This window comes from Micromonospora olivasterospora, from assembly GCF_007830265.1.
Classification (GTDB): domain Bacteria; phylum Actinomycetota; class Actinomycetes; order Mycobacteriales; family Micromonosporaceae; genus Micromonospora; species Micromonospora olivasterospora.
In genome coordinates this window covers 2,445,907-2,460,673 of record NZ_VLKE01000001.1, presented here as the reverse complement: position 1 = coordinate 2,460,673, position 14,767 = coordinate 2,445,907, and the positions used below count along the sequence as shown (strand labels likewise).

The window sequence follows — 14,767 nt, the reverse complement described above, 5'->3', positions numbered from 1 at the left end:
GCCGGGCAGGGGGTTAGCGGGTCTGGCGCATGCCGCCGGTGACGGTGCCCATGGAGGTGCCGCCGCTGCTGGTGACGGTCGCGCCGCAGTCGCCGCAGGTGGCGCTCTGGTTGCCGTTGCGGTCCTGGCGGGCGTTGCGCCAGACGCTGTAGTTGCCGCAGTCGTGGCAGATGAGGGTGCTCACGGGTGATTTCTCCTTGTGTCGTGGCGGTCAGGCGGCGCAGAACAGGGCGGCGGCGAACAGGAACGCGATGTGCCATGACTGGTCGAGTGCGTAGGCCCCGGTGCCGAGTGAGGGGTTGTCGTCGTGGCCGGGGCGGGGCGTGCCGAGGGTGTAGAAGCGGCCCGCGCCGAGGGCGTCAGCGATGCGCCGTAGCGGGGTGCGGCGGTCGGCGATGTAGTGCGACACCGCTGAGACGGTCAGCCCGACCGTGACGCCCCACGGGTCCAGCCGCAGCCCGGTTGCCAGGATCAGGGCGGCCAGGGCGACCAGGGCGGTGAGGGTGTAGGTGGCGACGTGGGCGGCGCAGGCGATGCGGCCCGGCCAGCCGGGCAGGCCCTTGCAGTCGGCCTGATGCTGGGTTTGCACCCAGTGATCGGCTACCTGATGGGCGACGTAGAGGGCGGCGAACACGGCGGCGAACGCGGCAGCGTGGACGCCCGTCGGATCTGCGAACATAGGTGGTCTCTCCCGAGGTCTGTTGGCTGAGGGGTTGAGGGCCGGCGGCGCGGCGCAGGTTGGTAGCCAGGTGGCCGCGCCGCCGGGCGGGGTTAGCGGTTGCGCAACTCGTCGCGTACCTGCCGCGCGGCGTCCATGCCGCAGTGCAGCGCCCGCTGTAGGGCGTTCGCGGACGGCTCGCCGGGCAGGGTGCCGGCGTCGATCAACTGCCGCGCCTGAGCCACCAGGGCGGCCACATCGGCCCGACCAGTGGGCGTGTTTTGCCTGTACGTAAGGCCAGTAAGGGAAGTCGGCCCGCCGTGATCGAGGCCAGCGAACGCGGCCAGGATGATCGGCAGGGCGGTCACGACAGCGACCGCGACGATCGGGCCGAGCAGGTGCAGCACCAGCCGGGAGAACACGAACTCATCGGCCACCCACGGCAGGTACGGCCACGCGTTCATGCCGAGCGTCAACGCGAGGAACAGCCGCTCGATGCGGGTGAGGGTTTGCGACTTGATGGGCTGCCCACGGGTGCCCATGTAGGCGCGGGCACCGACCACGACCAGCAGCGCCAGCGACATGAACGGCTCGACGAACCACGCGAACAGCCACGCGGGCGACCACGGGGCGGCGCTGTCGGCGGCGAACGCCTGAACACCGGCGGTCGACCACGCCAGCGCCAACGCCAGCGACACCATCGCGGCCGTCACGAGCAGCCGGCGGAACCGCGCCGCCTGCCACGCCCGCATAACGGGGCTCTGCGCCAGCTCGTGCAGCCGCGCCGCCTCGTACGCGGCCCGGCGGCGACGGCGGACGCGGCGGGTGTCGAGCATCAACGGGGTGTCGTCGTCTTGCAGCTCGGCCAGGAGGTGCGCCTCGCTGACCTCGGCGCGCAACTGGCGGACGCGGCGAGTTTCCCCGCCGGGGCTACTGGGCTCGCCGTCGCGTTCCGGCTTGGCCGGTGCCACCTCGGACAGGTAGCGCTCAAGCTCGGCGATCCCCCGCTGCGTCTCGTCCGGCTCCGGGGCGGTGGGGACGGTCATCTCGGGTCCTCTCTGGTGTCAGCGGCGGCGGCCGGGGCAGGCGTCGCCGTTGCAGTAGGCGCTTCCGCACCTGGTGCACATCGAGTAGGAGTGGTTCATCCGGTGGCAGCCCTTCTTTTCGCAGGCGACGCACCCTCTGGCGGCTTCCCACTGCTGCCACTGCGTGACCGTGCGGGCGTTGCTGGGTATCGGCTTGTAGCTGGTCGGCTCGGACTTCGGTTTCTTGCTGAACAGGCCCATCAGTGGGTGTCCTTCCGGTTGGCGGGGCGGGGGGTGGGATAGGGGCGGTGTTCGCTGACGCCGCGCGTCCGGCCGCCCTTGGCGTCGCCGGTGAAGCCGTCACGGCCGTTGCTGTGGAACACGTCGGGGCTGGTCGACCAGGGCCGGCGGGTGCGCTTGGGCGGGTGCTCGCTCACCGGGCCGCCAACACGTCGGCCAGCAGCGCCCGGTGGGCGCGGAAGACGGTGCCGGCGTAGGTGCAGGCCAGCTCGCGGCGCAACTCGAAGTAGGTGTCGGCGAAGACCCAGGCGGCCCGCCGGGCGTCGTCCGCGCCCGTCACCTTCGGCATCTGCGACCAGTCGGGGAACGTGCCGAGGTCGAAGCGGGTCGCGACGGTGACCATCCACGCCTCATCGGAGGCGCGGGGGTCGGGCACGTACCGGGCCGGCAGCGTCGTCACCCACGGGTCCGTGGGATTCACGGTCAGGCCGGTTTCCTCGGCCAACTCGCGTACTGCCGCGTCGGTCGGGTCCTCACCCGGGTCGACGTAGCCGCCGGGCAGCGCCCATCCGTGCCCATCGCCACGCTCGACCATCAAGACGTACCGATGGCCGATGGCGTCCGTGGCGATGACCAGGGCATCCGCGCAAAGCTGCTCGCCCCAGTGGCCGAGTTCGTTACGGCCGTAGCGGACGGCGGTCCGCTCGCAGGGGTTGACCGGCCGACCATCGATCACGTCGAACGGGATCGCGGCGCGGGCCTGCCGCCGCGCCCAGTCGATACGGGTCGGGACCATCTCCGGGTCGGCCCAACTCGCCCCGGCCGCGATGCCGGCCAGGACGGATGGGTGGGTGAAGGTGTGCGCGCTCATGCTGCGTCCTCCAGCGGGTAGGCGCACGCGAGGCATTCGCCCAGCGAGCGCGGGATGTAGTAGGGCCGGACCGTGCCGCAGGTCGGGCACTTCCGGCGGGCGGCCAACGCCTTGCCGATGGCGGCGCGTTGGGCGGGGGTGGCGGTGCGCTTCGGCCGGGCCAGGTCGACCCGGTACAGGTAAGCGGCGCGGGTACCGCCGACACCGCGCCACAGCACTTGGGCGGCGATCGGCTGACCACCGGGCCGTAGGCCAGCGGCGCGCAGTTGCCGGCGGGTGGCGTAGCCGGGCGGGGCACCTCGCCACCAGTAGGTGGGGATGCCGTACCGCGCCCCGTCCGGATCCCAGTAGGCGGCGCGGATGCGCGACATCAGGCGACGCGGCGCGGGTCGGCGGTGCGGTCGGCCAGCTCGGCGGCGGCGCGGGTAACACCGGCCTCGGCCCGGCGCAGCCGCCGCCAGTCCAGCACGGTCGGGCCGCCGTGGTCCTCGGCGTAGATGAGCCTGATTTCGGCGTCCAACAGGTCGAGTTCGGCCGCGATCAGCGGCCACTCCGCCTCGATCGCGGCCAGGTCGGCAGCGGTCGGCTCGGCGGTGACGAGGGCGAGACGCTTCCTCACGGGAAACCTCCGGGACAGGTTGACGAAGCGGGGGAAGCCCCAGGGCGCAGCCGTGGCCGCGCCCCGAGGTCGTGCTGTGCAGCGCGCGCTATCCGCTCCGCTCGCCCCGCTCGCCCGGGACCTACCGGGGTCGACCACCAGGTGGCTCAATGCAGGGAATGCCGCTCACGGCATCACGCGCGCTTGTTCCTGTCGCTGTGGAGTTGGTCAATGAACGACCTGATCCGGCGGCCCATGGGCGTACGGCAACGACGTGCCGCCGTTCCCCGGGCCGTCCGGCCGGCTTGTCGTACCTGGCTAGCCAGGCGCGATGAGATGAAGGTAGATGCGCATGGCTAGTCAGGTCAAGGCGAAGTGCGGAACTTTCCTAACTTGGCTAGTCAGAGCTACCGTGGGCGGGTGAGCGACAACCTCGATTTCCTCGGTCAGCTAGATCCCGACGACCCCAAACAGGCCTCGCAGCAGATCGCGAACAAGTTGCGGGCGGCCATCCTTACGCGCCGGCTTGCCCCCGGCGACAAGCTGCCGTCGCAGCCCGAACTCGCCGCGCGCTACGGCGTGGCGCGGGAGACGGTCAAGCGGGCACTAGACCTACTCCGGGCAGAGCGGCTGATCGTGTCCCGGCAGGGAAGCGGTGCGTTCGTCCGCGCGCAGACACAGCGGGCCGTTGGGCTGCGCCCGCACATTGAAGCCGCGTTTGAGCGGCCCCACGTGACCATCGACTTCGCGGGGTTCTCCGGCGAGACGCTGCGTAACGCGCTCGCCGAAGCGCTCGACAAGGTGCGGGTGGGCCGCCTCGCGCCGGAGACGATCGCCGTGCGAGTCCTGATCTCCGACATGACCGTCGCGATGGCGCTGCCCGCACGAGCCGAGACGCAGGCCGACGACCCGGCCGTACGCGAACGCGCCGACCGGATCACCCGCCGAGCGGCGGACGGCATCATCGATCAGGTCACCGAGCTGGGCGACCTCGGCCTGATCCGCTCGGCCAACATTGAGGTACGGATGCACCGAGCGTCCCCGCTGTTCAAGCTTTACATCTTGAACGGCGAGGAAGTCTTCTACGGCTTCTACCCGGTCGTGGAGCGCACCGTCTCGATCAAGGGTGAGCCCATGGCGATTTACGACCTGATGGGCAAAGACGTGCCGCTGTTCCACTACGCGGTGACCGACGACGACACGTCCCACGGCACGCAGTTCGTGGAAGCTTCCCGCCAGTGGTTCGACTCGGTGTGGTCGACCATCGCCTACCGGTACGACGGATGACCGCCGACCTCGGCCGACTGCTCGCCGGAGTCGGCGCGGTGCTGCTCGACTTCGACGGGCCGGTGTGCAGCATCTTCGCCCGCTACCCGGCGCCGCAGGTTGCCGCCGAGCTGGTCGACGTCCTGCGGCGACACGGCGTCGACGTGTCGCCAGATCTCGCCAGCGAGCCGGACCCGCTTGAGGTGCTCCGTCGCACCGGGGCGACCGGCGACCAGGGCGCTACGGAGGCGGTAGAGGATGCGCTCTGCGCTGCCGAGCGCCGGGCCGCCGAGACTGCCGAACCGACGCTGTACGGCCGGGAAGTCATCGTGGCCGCCCGGCAGGCCGGGTTACCGGTGGCCGTCGTCAGCAACAACTCTGCCGGTGCGGTGGCCGCGTACCTGGCAGCACGCCGGCTTGCTGGGTACGTATCTCCGGTGGTCGGACGCGCCTACGCGAAGCCAGAGCGTATGAAGCCTCACCCTGATCCGATATTGCAGGCCGTTCGTGCCCTGCGGGAACGTCCCGAACGTTGTGTCCTTGTCGGCGACTCGCTGTCAGATATCGAGGGGGCGTATGCGGCGGGAGTTAAGGTCATTGGCTACGCCAACCGTCCTACCAAGGTCGCTGCCTTTCGCTCCGCCGGTGCGCATGTCGTAATTACCAGCATGGGTGACATTGCGAGTATCCTGATCGCGATGTCGGGCACCTAGTCGGGGAGGTATTAGGCGATGCCCTTGGTCGTACCCAATGAGCAGATTTGGATCGATGGCGTTGTGCTCTACCGCGACGACGTTGAGCGGTTGTATAGCGAAACTGTAGGCCAGGGGGGCGGTGGTGTTGGCAAGCTGAATGTGCAGTACCGGCATCAGTCGACCTATCTACGGGACGTTCCTCTGAAAGACGTCGACCTACATTCGGTTGTTCGCTTAGAAGTTCCCTTCAAATTCGCTGTCGATTTAAATGCGGGTCGTTTGTACTTCAACCTTCCCTTGGAGTATCAAGACCGTCGCAGGCTCGCCGAGTTCTTTAAGACGCTCGATCGAATTCCGCAGCCTTCGAGGCTTACCTACTTGTTGAAGCGGCCGAACCCTTACTCAGTGCGCTTGTCCAACCTGACGCGAGCTGCGGCACGGGAGAAAGCCGAAAAAGATCGTCGCCACTATTCGATGCTGTGGCTCACGGCGGTTAGCGCCGTGGCGGCCGTGGTGGCTATCGTGGTGACAATTGCTGTTGCCTGAAGGTGAGTTCTATCCGATCAGGGCCTTGGCGGCAGCGCCCAGGAACGCAGAAAGCGCGGCGACGACTATGACAAGCAGCATGTTCGCCTCTCGAAGACGTCTGGGCTCCAACAACTCGGCAGTTTCGCGGCTAGTCTTAAGGTCGGCGCTGGAGTCGTCATCATCAATCTCTGCCTCAAGCCAGGGGCGCAGGACCTTGACGGTCGAGCGCTCGTAGAGGTCTTCAACGTACTGCTTTACTTCTCGTTGCTGTCTGGCGAAATCGAATTCGTAACTGATCGCATAGAGTGTGAGTTCACGAGAGAGGCGACCAGCTCGCGTGGCCCTGACCCACCAGCCTCGCAGGCCGGGCGTCCGATGGAGCGCGATCAATTGCGCGGCCAATTCGGTTACCTCCTGCGATTTCCTCACTCGCTGATTGCGCAGCTTGACTTCGTAATAAAAGTAGCTAAACTGTTCAACTGTCATCTTTACGAACTGTGCGAAAGCTTCGCTGCCCGCCTTGAAGCGATTGGTATCGTAGTGAATTACGATGGTTGGATACGACCGGGCCTCCTTTTGTATGGAAAGCCCATCGTCTGGAATCGGGCTAGCGCTGGGGGCTAGTCGGAAGTTTGCGTGAAAGGGGCTTGGTCCTAGGCATGCAAGCCTAACTCCCTCCGCATCATCGCCTAGCCGCTTGATTTCTCGACGCAGAAATTCTCGCACAATCGCCACGTTCGTTGCATCGGCCGAGGGAGAAGGCTGATCCTCAATTACAAAGGTTACCGGGAAATGTGACCAATACCAGGTTAATACCGTAAAATTCTCCGAATGATCCCCAACTGCGAATGGCATTACTTCCTTGTGGATTCGCTTGGGGATAACTACCCTGAACCGCAGCATTCCGCTGGTGGGATGAGGGGAAAAGAATAGCGGGCCTCGGCGCTCGATGCGTGGAAAATCGTCCGCGCCGGGGAAGTCTATCTCGACGTCTCGGACGCTCGGAATTGCCTCTAGTGCGCGCCGTACCTTTCTTTCCCATGCGGCTTGGTCGTTGGCGCTGGAGGGTGTTTCGAACTGTAGGCAGCCGACACCAAAAGAAAGCTCATCCACTGGAGCATCTTACCGTCAAACGGAGCCTTGCCGGAGCTTGGCCGATATCGACGGTTTTAACAGCAAATCTTGCCTATGCCGTGAAAGCTTCAAAAGTTCCGCTACGACACTCGGGGAACGCTAGACGACAGACTTGGAAAGCGTGCGGGCGGGACCTCTGACTGAGGACGTCACAGGCGCCAGTCGGCTGTGTTCGCCATCCACGGAAGCCGGTCCTCTTCGCACGGCCCTGTACACGGCCGGCGCAAGGTCGCAGGCGAGGCGTTCAGTGGCCGTCGAGTCCTATGGGCTGTCCTTCCATGTCGCCCAGGCTCGTGTCGTATCTGTGTCGCCGGGTGGGCGAGGGCTCGCCTAACAGCAGGTCAGCGCCGTGAGCTTCGTGGTCTTGAAAACCGGTAAGGCAGCGATGTCTTCGTGGGTTCGAATCCCACACCCTCCGCTCACCCGAACAGCAAAAACGCCCCTGACCAGTGCGAACGCCGGTCAGGGGCGAATCTTGTGCTAGCGAATCAGCCTCTCCGTCTCGTCACGGGTAGCTGAGGCTCGCTCGCCGCGGCACATGGGCGGCGAAGTTTCGGCGCCGGTCGATGTGGCGGCTTCAGGCGACAAGCAGGCGGAGGCCAAGCTCTGCTGCCTCGAGATCGACGAGGTCGCGATTGCGTTCTGCCCACCGACCTGAGGCGAGGTCGGCACGGAGGCTGTGCACTGCCCTCCGCTCGGCGTCCGGCCCGACTCTGGCCCAGACCGATACCCCGCGACGGACGTTCTCGTCCAGGTACGCCTCGGGCCGGCGCCAGTAGGCCTCGAAGAAGCCGTCAGCGCAGTCCCACGGGATGAGCACCGGCTCCACGCGGGCTCCGATCGCGCCGGCCAGCTCGGTCAGCGAAGGCCGGCCGACGAGGATGTCCGCGACTTCAGGAAGGTAGTCGCGCGTTAGCCAGAACCGGCGGAGCCATCCGGTGTCACTGGTCTCGTGCGTGAACACCACCACGCGACGAGCGACGCGCCGCATCTCGCGCAGGCCCGCGATCGGGTCCTGCCAGTGATGGATGGTGGCAAATGCCATCGCTGCGTCGAAGGACTGGTCCTCGAACGGAAGGCTCTCCGCAGCGGCAGCCACGCACGGCGCTGCGCCTGCGGGGCGCTGCGCCCGCATGAGCGCCGACGGTTCCACCGCGGTGACGTCGCGGTCGGCGGGCTCGTAGGAACCGGTACCAGCCCCGACATTCAGTACCGTCCGCGCGTCGCCGAGCGCGGCCCAGACCTGTGCGGCGATCCGTGGCTCGGTGCGCCGCGTCACGGTGTAAGTGGCTCCGATGGTGTCGTACAGCTGCGCGCCGGACATGTCGCCGCCTCCCTGCGGTATCACGCTAGTGGCGGTTTCGCCGGCTCGTCACGTACCAGGCGAGGCCGCCGAGCAGCGCCGCCGAGGTGACGAGGCAGCAGAGAAGCAGAACGACGTGCCACGGCCTGATCGCGCCCATGCTGCGGCACTGTACCGGCGGCGACCAGGCGCCGTCGCCCCGTCCTCAGCGGTCGGCTCCGTCGGCGGTCGGCCGGACCGCCGCGAAGATCGCGCGTCCGGCGCGACGCGCGGGGCGCGGCGGGGTAAGAAGGTGCGCAGGAAACCGCGCCGACCGAAAGGAAGCCGCCCTGATGACCCTGGAACGCCCGATCGCCCCCGACCCGTACGAGCTGCTGCCGACCGTTCCGTCGTTCACCCTGAGCAGTGACGACGTGCCCAACGGCGAACCGATGGACGCGCGGTACGCGCACGGCAGCGTCGGCGGCGGCAACGTCTCGCCCCACCTGGCCTGGTCGGACTTCCCCGCCGAGACGAAGAGCTTCGTGGTGACCTGCTTCGACCCGGACGCGCCGACCGGCAGCGGCTTCTGGCACTGGGCGCTCGTCAACGTACCCACGTCGGTGACCGAGCTGCCCCGCGGAGTCAAGGAGAGCGAGCTCGGCGGCGCGTTCAGCGTCCGCAACGACTACGGCGACACCGGGTACGGCGGCGCCGCTCCGCCGGCCGGCGACCGCCCGCACCGGTACGTCTTCGCCGTACACGCGGTGGACGTCGACCGCCTCGACATCCCGCCGAGCGCCTCCCCGGCGGCCGTCGGTTTCAACCTGGCGTTCCACACCCTCGCCCGGTCGGCCATCCGCCCCACGTACCAAATCAAGGAGTGATACCGGGGGGCCCGCCGGCGGGGGCTACGACGGGACGCGGGCGACCGCGAAGACGGACTGGCCGAACGGGGGCCGGACGAGCTGCTCGGCGGCCTTCGTGGCCGGGAGCACGAGGGTGTCGTAGACCTTCACCATCGGGCCCTCCTTCGGCATCAGCCGGAAGACCTTGGTCGCCATGAAGTAGCCGATCAGGCCGAGCGCGTTCGCGTAGTGGATCTTCTCCACCGTCAGGCCGGCCTCGGTCATCGCGGCGGCCAGGGTCTTCTTCGTGTAGCGGCGGACGTGCCCGGTGGCGATGTCGGCCGGGCTCATCGCGAACTGGAACGCCGGCACGATGATCACCACGGCGCCGCCGGGCCGGACCAGGTCGCGCATGCTGCGCAGGGCGCCCACGTGGTCCTCGATGTGCTCCAGCACGTTGTACGACACCGCGGCGCTGTGGTCGCCGCGCTCGGAGTGCGGCAGCAGCATCTGCCGGACCTCGATGTTCGGCTCGTCGGCGAGGCGCTCCTTCAGCGCGACCAGCCGGTCGGGGTCGGCCTCGGTGGCGGTGATCCGGGGCAGGCGCGCGGCCCACTCCAGGGCGTAGTCGCCCAGCCCGCTGCCGATCTCGATGGGGTTGTCACCGAGGTACGGGACGGCCAGCTCCACGAACCACCTGCGGTGGTTGACCGCGGTGGCGAGGCCCTCCAGGACCTCCGCCTGGACACGCTGATCCCCAGTGATTTCTGCCATGCGTCGATTCCTCACGGTGTGACTCGACCTGACCCGGGACCGACAGAGTGAACCATCCGATGGGGACGGCGGCAAATTGGAACACTGTGGGAGCCGAATTGTCGTCGGGGGTGGGCACGAGCTCGGCGGTCGGCGAACCCGGCACATACTACGCCAGTCCCCAGAAACGTGCCACGCCGGCGCGATTCCCTGACTACGCTACGAATTGTCATGACTACTCCCCAACCGGGCGGCGCCGGCGAGACCGCGGGGGACGGCACGGGCCCCGTGGGTGCGTCCCGCGGTGGGCGGGCCGGCGCCGCGGCGTCCCGTCGCGGCCGGTGGGTGGACGCCGCGGCCGTGCTCAGCTTCGTGCTGCTGGGCTTCTGGGTGACCGCCCGGTTCTGGGTGGATCCCGCCGCCGGGGTGCGCGACAACAGGTCGGACCAGGCGCTCTTCGAGTGGATGATGGCGCACGGTGCCCGCGTCGTCACCGATTTCGCCTATCCGTTCGCCTCGGACCGGATGAACGTGCCGGACGGTGTGAATCTCATGGCCAACACGTCCGTATTATCCATTTCGCTGCCAATGACGCCGGTCACCGTCCTGTTCGGGCCGCGTACCGCATTCCTGGTCTTTCTCACCGGTGGCCTGATCGCCACCGCGACCGCCTGGTACTTCCTGCTCTCCCGGGTGCTGGTCGGGTCCCGGGCGCCCGCCTGGCTCGGCGCGGGCTTCTGCGCGTTCGCGCCCGCGATGGTCTCGCACGCGAACGCCCACCCCAACATCGTCAGCCAGTTCGTGGTGCCCCTGATCGTCTGGCGCACCCTGCGGCTGCCCGACGGCGGCCGGTGGCTGCGCAACGGCGTGCTGCTCGGACTGGTCATCGTCTGGCAGGCCTTCGTCAACCTGGAGATCCTGCTGATGGCGGCGATCGGGCTCGGGGTGGTGATCGCCGCGCTGGCCCTGCACCGGCCGGATGTCCGGCGCCGGGCCCGGCCCTTCCTCGCGGGCCTCGGGGTGGCCGCCGCGGTCTCGGGGGCCCTGCTGGCGTACCCCCTGTACGTGCAGTTCTTCGCGCCCGGCGCGTACGAGGGGCTGTCCCGGCTGATCCGCGGCTACCGCACCGACCTCGCCTCGTTTTCCGCCTTCGCCCGCGAGTCGGTCGCCGGGGACGCTCGCGTCACCCGGCACCTGGTGAAGAACCCCACCGAGGAGAACGGCTTCCTCGGCTGGCCCCTGGTCGTCCTCGTCGGCGCGCTGGTGTGGTGGCTGCGGCGCAGCCCCGCGGTGCTCGGGCTCGCCGCGGTCGGCCTGCTCTTCGCCGTCCTCTCCCTCGGCCGGGAGATCCAGTTCGAGGGGCGGGCGACCGGCGTGCCGGGCCCCTGGGCGGCGCTGGAGAACCTGCCGATCCTGCACTCGGTGGTGCCCACCCGGTGGGCGCTGGCGATCACCCCGGTCGTCGGGGTGCTGCTCGCGCTCGGCGCCGAACGCGCCCGCCGGCTCGCCCGGGAGCACCCGGCCGCCCGGCCGCAGATCCGCTTCGCCACCGCCACCGTGCTGACCATGGCGCTGCTGCCCGCGTTTCCGACCCCGCTGCCCTCGGTACGCCTCGACCCCGTGCCCCGCTTCGTCACCTCCGGTGCCTGGCGCCCGTACGTGACCGGCGGGCGCAGCGTGGTCAGCCTGCCGCTGCCCGACAACGACTACGTCGACCCGCTGCGCTGGTCCGCGGCGACCGGACTCGACATGCCGCTCGCCCGGGGTTACTTCCTCGGCCCCGACACCCGGCCCGACGCGCCGGAGGGGCGGATCGCCCTGTTCACCGCCCCGCCGCGCCCCACCAGCAGCTTCTTCAACACGATCCGGCGCACCGGGGCCGTGCCGCCGATCACGCCCCAGGCGCGGGTGGCCGCCGTCGACGACCTGCGGTACTGGCGGGCGGGGGTGGTCGTGCTCGGCCCGCACGAGCACGCCGAGGCGCTGCGCCGCGGGATGACGGAACTGACCGGCGTCACGCCGACGTACACCGGCGGCGTCTGGCTGTGGGACGTGCGTCCGCTGACCGACTGAGCGCGAGGTCCGAGGGCAGGGCCGGGCACCGGTGTGTCTCGGGCGGGAACTCCGCGACGGGGTCGCCGACGGCGCGGGGAGGCCGGCGCCGGGTCAGGCCGAGCGCAGGCAGCAGCCCTGGCAGACCTTCGGCGTGGGCAGGGTGAAGGCGAGACAGCAGGTGCGCCGCTGGACCGTCGGCTCGCCGGTCGGCCCCGGCACCAGCTCGACCAGGTCCGCGAGGTCGAGCGCCCCGAGCAGCGTCTCGACGTGCCGGGCCGCGGAGCCGGGCAGCGCGTCGGTCGCGCGCAGCACGCCGTGCGCGATGCCCGAGGCGACCGAGCCCAGCAGCGTACGCCCGCCGATGCGGACCTCGGCCTGGATCGCGGCGATCATCGGGGCGAGGTGGGCGTCGAGCAGGGAGCCGCGCAGCGCGGCCAGCAGCGCGGCCTCGTCGGCGACGACCCGGACCTCGGGGAGCCCGGCCAGCGCCAGCGGGTCGTTCGGGAGCACCGCGACCGTGGTCGAGCGGCGCAGGCCGACGGTCACCAGCGGGCGGTGGTCCTCGAAGTGGAGCAACACGTCGGCAGGGTCGAGCAGGGGGACCCGGCGGGCCGCCGCCCAGCCGAGCACGGCCGGCAGGGCCACCCAGTAGCTGTACGACTTCCAGGCCAGGGCGGCGCAGGCGTGCGGCATGCCGCCCCAGCGCAGGGTGGCGGCGTGCAGCAGTTCCGGCAGCCGGGTGCCGTCGACCAGCGTGCTGGCCGGCGCCCAACGGAACCGGTCGTCGGTCACCAGGAGGCCGGGCGCGAGGCCGGGCACGTCGTCGGTGCCGAACATCGCGCGCATGGTGGCGGTCACCGGGGCGAGCGGCGTCGTGGCGGTCGTCCGCCCGGGCATCACCGCCGTCACCAGCATCTCCTTCCACCGAACGTCCGGACCGTGAGCTAAGGCTAGCCTAAGCGCCGCTCGCCAGGTAAGGAAAGCCTCACCTCGGTGCGTGGGGGGAGGCGTGGGTCACTCCGTACGCGCGGCGGCGTCGCGTCGGTCCTGCCCGCACCTTCCGACCGGCCGCGCCCGCGTACTACCCGGTGGCGGGTGCGGGAAACGGCGGGTGGCTGGCGGGCGGCTGGTCGCATTGATGCCTTTCGGTGAATTGTCGTCAAGGCGAGTGTCGAGAAGGTGCCAATTCTGTGCGCGTTCGCTTACTGAACGTGAAACTGGTATTCCCCGGCGTTGAGGAAGCTCATGACGACCTCCCCCATCGAGCGGGCCGCCGACTCGTTCGCTGCCGAGCTCGCCCGGCACCGGACCCAGCGGGGGCTGTCCAAGAAACAGTTGGCGACGATGATGGGCTTCGACCCGTCGTACGTCAGCCACGTCGAGGGGCGACGGCACCGCCCGACGGAGGACTTCGCCCGCCGGGCGGAGGCCGTCCTGGAGGCCGGCGGCGCGATCTGGCAGCGCTTCCGGGAGTACGACGAGCTGCGCCACCGCCGCACCACGCCGCCCTACCGCGACCACCCCGCCCCCGGCCAGTGGATGCCACCGGGAACCGGCCTGATCGTGGAACGCGAGCAGGCCACCCTCACCTACGTCGACGACAGCTACCGGTGCGTCATCCGCCGCGAGCTGTACAACGCCGGCACCGAGCCCGTCACCCGCTACCTCGTCCGGGTCGCCGTCGACCGGTACCCCAACGACCCGGGCCGCTCCAACCGGCACCACCGGGAGCACCCACTCACGTTCGCCGAGCTGCAACTGCGGGCGTACCGGGACGACGGCGGCGACCCCGAGCCCATGCACTGGCGGGCCAAGCACGACCGGGACGCGTTCAAGGAGATCTGGCTGCTCTTCGAGAACGACGAGGGCCGGTTCCCGCTCTACCCAGGCGACCGCGTCACCATCGAGTACGCGTACCGCGTCGGCCGGGACAAGTGGGGCCCTTGGTTCCAGCGGGCCGTACGCCTGCCCACCCGGCGCCTGGCGGTCCGGCTGGACCTCCCCGCGGAGCTGGACCCCCAGGTCTGGGGGGTCGAGACGTCGCTCTCCGCGGAGGAGGGGCCGCTGCGCCGCCCGGTCAGCCGCGCCGAACGCGACGGCCGGGTGCTCTTCGACTGGGGCACCGACGACCCGCCGCTCAACGCCCGCTACCGGTTGCAGTGGCGGTACCGCAGCCGCCCGCCCGAGTCCGACCCCGGCGGGCCGGCCGCCGGCGGGCGGGCCCGGGCCAGCGACCGGATGCGCGCCCTCGGCATCGTCCAACGCGGCGCCGACCTGCTGCGCCAGCCCAGCCGCCGGTTCGACCTGCCCGCCGACGAGGCGACCGCCCGCGAGGTCGTCGACCGGCTCTGCGCGGCGCTGGTCCGCCTCGACGAGCTGCACCCGTTCAGCAAGGGCGTCGGCATCGCCGCCCCACAGCTCGGCCTCCCCTGGGCCGCCGCCGTCGTACGCCCGCCCGACCGCGCGGCCGAGCCCGTGGTGCTGCTCAACCCCCGCGTCGTCGAGTCGTCGCCCGACGCCGACGAGCAGTACGAGGGCTGCCTCTCCTTCTTCGACCAGCGGGGCCTGGTGCCCCGGCCGCTGCGGATCGGCGTCGAGCACGCCCACTGGGACGGCGGCCGGGTCATCACCGCCTTCGAGTTCGCCATGGCCCGGCTGGTGGCGCACGAGATCGACCACCTCGACGGGAGGCTGTACGTCGACCGGATGACCCCGGGCGTGCCGCTGGTCCCGGTCGAGGAGTATCGCGAGACCGGCAGCCCCTGGCGGTACTGACGGAACGCCGGGGAACCAGGTCGCGTGCCCAAGGGGGCA

General features: G+C 69.7%; 17 protein-coding genes and 1 pseudogene. 6 read left to right on the top strand and 12 right to left on the bottom strand.

The genetic code is table 11. The features are described 5' to 3' along the window. Positions 1–13 precede the first annotated feature (13 nt). The 8 genes from JD77_RS32020 to JD77_RS11185 form a co-directional block, all read right to left on the bottom strand. Positions 14–184 carry a hypothetical protein gene (locus JD77_RS32020; RefSeq protein ID WP_170286428.1) on the bottom strand — a complete coding sequence of 57 codons (171 nt, stop codon included), beginning with the start codon at positions 182–184 and terminating at the stop codon, positions 14–16. A 27-nt stretch (positions 185–211) separates the two neighbouring features. Next, a complete protein-coding gene (locus tag JD77_RS11210; protein ID WP_145774193.1) occupies positions 212–679 on the bottom strand; it encodes a DUF3307 domain-containing protein in 468 nt (155 codons plus the stop codon). 92 nt (positions 680–771) lie between these two features. Next, a complete protein-coding gene (locus tag JD77_RS11205; RefSeq protein WP_145774192.1) occupies positions 772–1,704 on the bottom strand; it encodes a conjugal transfer protein TraI in 933 nt (310 codons plus the stop codon). A gap of 18 nt (positions 1,705–1,722) precedes the next feature. Continuing rightward, a complete protein-coding gene (locus JD77_RS11200) occupies positions 1,723–1,944 on the bottom strand; it encodes a hypothetical protein (protein ID WP_145774191.1) in 222 nt (73 codons plus the stop codon). After that, entirely contained in the window at positions 1,944–2,120 is a 177-nt protein-coding gene (locus tag JD77_RS32015; RefSeq protein ID WP_170286427.1) for a hypothetical protein, read from the bottom strand. Before JD77_RS32015 ends, JD77_RS11200 begins: the two co-directional genes overlap by 1 nt. Continuing rightward, positions 2,117–2,794: an NUDIX domain-containing protein gene (locus tag JD77_RS11195; RefSeq protein ID WP_145774190.1), complete on the bottom strand. Its 678-nt coding sequence runs from the start codon at positions 2,792–2,794 to the stop codon at positions 2,117–2,119. Before JD77_RS11195 ends, JD77_RS32015 begins: the two co-directional genes overlap by 4 nt. After that, positions 2,791–3,165, bottom strand: coding sequence for an RRQRL motif-containing zinc-binding protein (locus tag JD77_RS11190; protein WP_145774189.1), 375 nt, complete (start codon positions 3,163–3,165; stop codon positions 2,791–2,793). Before JD77_RS11190 ends, JD77_RS11195 begins: the two co-directional genes overlap by 4 nt. Then, a complete protein-coding gene (locus JD77_RS11185) occupies positions 3,165–3,413 on the bottom strand; it encodes a DUF6284 family protein (protein WP_145774188.1) in 249 nt (82 codons plus the stop codon). The genes JD77_RS11190 and JD77_RS11185 overlap by 1 nt, the downstream gene beginning before the upstream one ends. Positions 3,414–3,812: 399 nt before the next feature. Here JD77_RS11185 and JD77_RS11180 point away from each other — a divergent pair, with 399 nt between their 5' ends. Genes JD77_RS11180 through JD77_RS11170 form a run of 3 tightly spaced genes read left to right on the top strand, consistent with a single transcriptional unit; the run spans position 3,813 to position 5,899 of the window. Then, positions 3,813–4,679: a GntR family transcriptional regulator gene (locus tag JD77_RS11180; protein WP_145774187.1), complete on the top strand. Its 867-nt coding sequence runs from the start codon at positions 3,813–3,815 to the stop codon at positions 4,677–4,679. Continuing rightward, on the top strand, positions 4,676–5,371 hold the full coding sequence (locus JD77_RS11175) for an HAD family hydrolase (RefSeq protein ID WP_145774186.1): 696 nt from the start codon (positions 4,676–4,678) through the stop codon (positions 5,369–5,371). The genes JD77_RS11180 and JD77_RS11175 overlap by 4 nt, the downstream gene beginning before the upstream one ends. An 18-nt stretch (positions 5,372–5,389) precedes the next feature. Continuing rightward, positions 5,390–5,899, top strand: a complete 510-nt coding sequence (locus JD77_RS11170; RefSeq protein ID WP_145774185.1) for a hypothetical protein — start codon at positions 5,390–5,392, stop codon at positions 5,897–5,899. Between the two features lie 9 nt (positions 5,900–5,908). On the opposite strand, the gene JD77_RS11165 is transcribed toward JD77_RS11170, so the two are convergent. Beyond that, the gene (locus tag JD77_RS11165; protein WP_145774184.1) at positions 5,909–6,994 is read right to left on the bottom strand and encodes a hypothetical protein; all 1,086 of its coding nucleotides are present in this window, start codon (positions 6,992–6,994) and stop codon (positions 5,909–5,911) included. Positions 6,995–7,592: 598 nt separating this feature from the next. After that, positions 7,593–8,333, bottom strand: a pseudogene (locus tag JD77_RS11160) (class I SAM-dependent methyltransferase); the annotation flags it as partial. A gap of 317 nt (positions 8,334–8,650) precedes the next feature. Here JD77_RS11160 and JD77_RS11155 point away from each other — a divergent pair. After that, positions 8,651–9,184 carry a YbhB/YbcL family Raf kinase inhibitor-like protein gene (locus JD77_RS11155; RefSeq protein WP_145774183.1) on the top strand — a complete coding sequence of 178 codons (534 nt, stop codon included), beginning with the start codon at positions 8,651–8,653 and terminating at the stop codon, positions 9,182–9,184. Between the two features lie 24 nt (positions 9,185–9,208). Here the strand turns inward: JD77_RS11155 and JD77_RS11150 are convergent, their stop codons facing one another. Continuing rightward, entirely contained in the window at positions 9,209–9,919 is a 711-nt protein-coding gene (locus JD77_RS11150; protein ID WP_145774182.1) for a class I SAM-dependent methyltransferase, read from the bottom strand. A 210-nt stretch (positions 9,920–10,129) separates the two neighbouring features. Between JD77_RS11150 and JD77_RS11145 the strand changes: the two genes are divergently transcribed. Beyond that, entirely contained in the window at positions 10,130–11,971 is a 1,842-nt protein-coding gene (locus tag JD77_RS11145) for a DUF6311 domain-containing protein (protein WP_246140628.1), read from the top strand. 93 nt (positions 11,972–12,064) lie between these two features. Here the strand turns inward: JD77_RS11145 and JD77_RS11140 are convergent, their stop codons facing one another. Continuing rightward, positions 12,065–12,850 (bottom strand): IucA/IucC family C-terminal-domain containing protein, encoded by a 786-nt coding sequence (locus tag JD77_RS11140; RefSeq protein ID WP_145777525.1) that lies wholly within the window; start codon positions 12,848–12,850, stop codon positions 12,065–12,067. A gap of 348 nt (positions 12,851–13,198) precedes the next feature. Between JD77_RS11140 and JD77_RS11135 the strand changes: the two genes are divergently transcribed. Further along, positions 13,199–14,728 (top strand): peptide deformylase, encoded by a 1,530-nt coding sequence (locus JD77_RS11135; RefSeq protein WP_145774181.1) that lies wholly within the window; start codon positions 13,199–13,201, stop codon positions 14,726–14,728. Positions 14,729–14,767 lie beyond the last annotated feature (39 nt).

What these genes read in the sequence shown, in the direction of transcription:
- JD77_RS11140 (WP_145777525.1), bottom strand. Translation starts at nt 12,850, where the DNA reads ATGCCCGGGCGGACGACCGCCACGACGCCGCTCGCCCCGGTGACCGCC.
- JD77_RS11205 (WP_145774192.1), bottom strand. Translation starts at nt 1,704, where the DNA reads ATGACCGTCCCCACCGCCCCGGAGCCGGACGAGACGCAGCGGGGGATC.
- JD77_RS11200 (WP_145774191.1), bottom strand. Translation starts at nt 1,944, where the DNA reads ATGGGCCTGTTCAGCAAGAAACCGAAGTCCGAGCCGACCAGCTACAAG.
- JD77_RS11190 (WP_145774189.1), bottom strand. Translation starts at nt 3,165, where the DNA reads ATGTCGCGCATCCGCGCCGCCTACTGGGATCCGGACGGGGCGCGGTAC.
- JD77_RS11155 (WP_145774183.1), top strand. Translation starts at nt 8,651, where the DNA reads ATGACCCTGGAACGCCCGATCGCCCCCGACCCGTACGAGCTGCTGCCG.
- JD77_RS11150 (WP_145774182.1), bottom strand. Translation starts at nt 9,919, where the DNA reads ATGGCAGAAATCACTGGGGATCAGCGTGTCCAGGCGGAGGTCCTGGAG.
- JD77_RS11195 (WP_145774190.1), bottom strand. Translation starts at nt 2,794, where the DNA reads ATGAGCGCGCACACCTTCACCCACCCATCCGTCCTGGCCGGCATCGCG.
- JD77_RS11175 (WP_145774186.1), top strand. Translation starts at nt 4,676, where the DNA reads ATGACCGCCGACCTCGGCCGACTGCTCGCCGGAGTCGGCGCGGTGCTG.
- JD77_RS11210 (WP_145774193.1), bottom strand. Translation starts at nt 679, where the DNA reads ATGTTCGCAGATCCGACGGGCGTCCACGCTGCCGCGTTCGCCGCCGTG.
- JD77_RS11145 (WP_246140628.1), top strand. Translation starts at nt 10,130, where the DNA reads ATGACTACTCCCCAACCGGGCGGCGCCGGCGAGACCGCGGGGGACGGC.
- JD77_RS11135 (WP_145774181.1), top strand. Translation starts at nt 13,199, where the DNA reads ATGACGACCTCCCCCATCGAGCGGGCCGCCGACTCGTTCGCTGCCGAG.
- JD77_RS11170 (WP_145774185.1), top strand. Translation starts at nt 5,390, where the DNA reads ATGCCCTTGGTCGTACCCAATGAGCAGATTTGGATCGATGGCGTTGTG.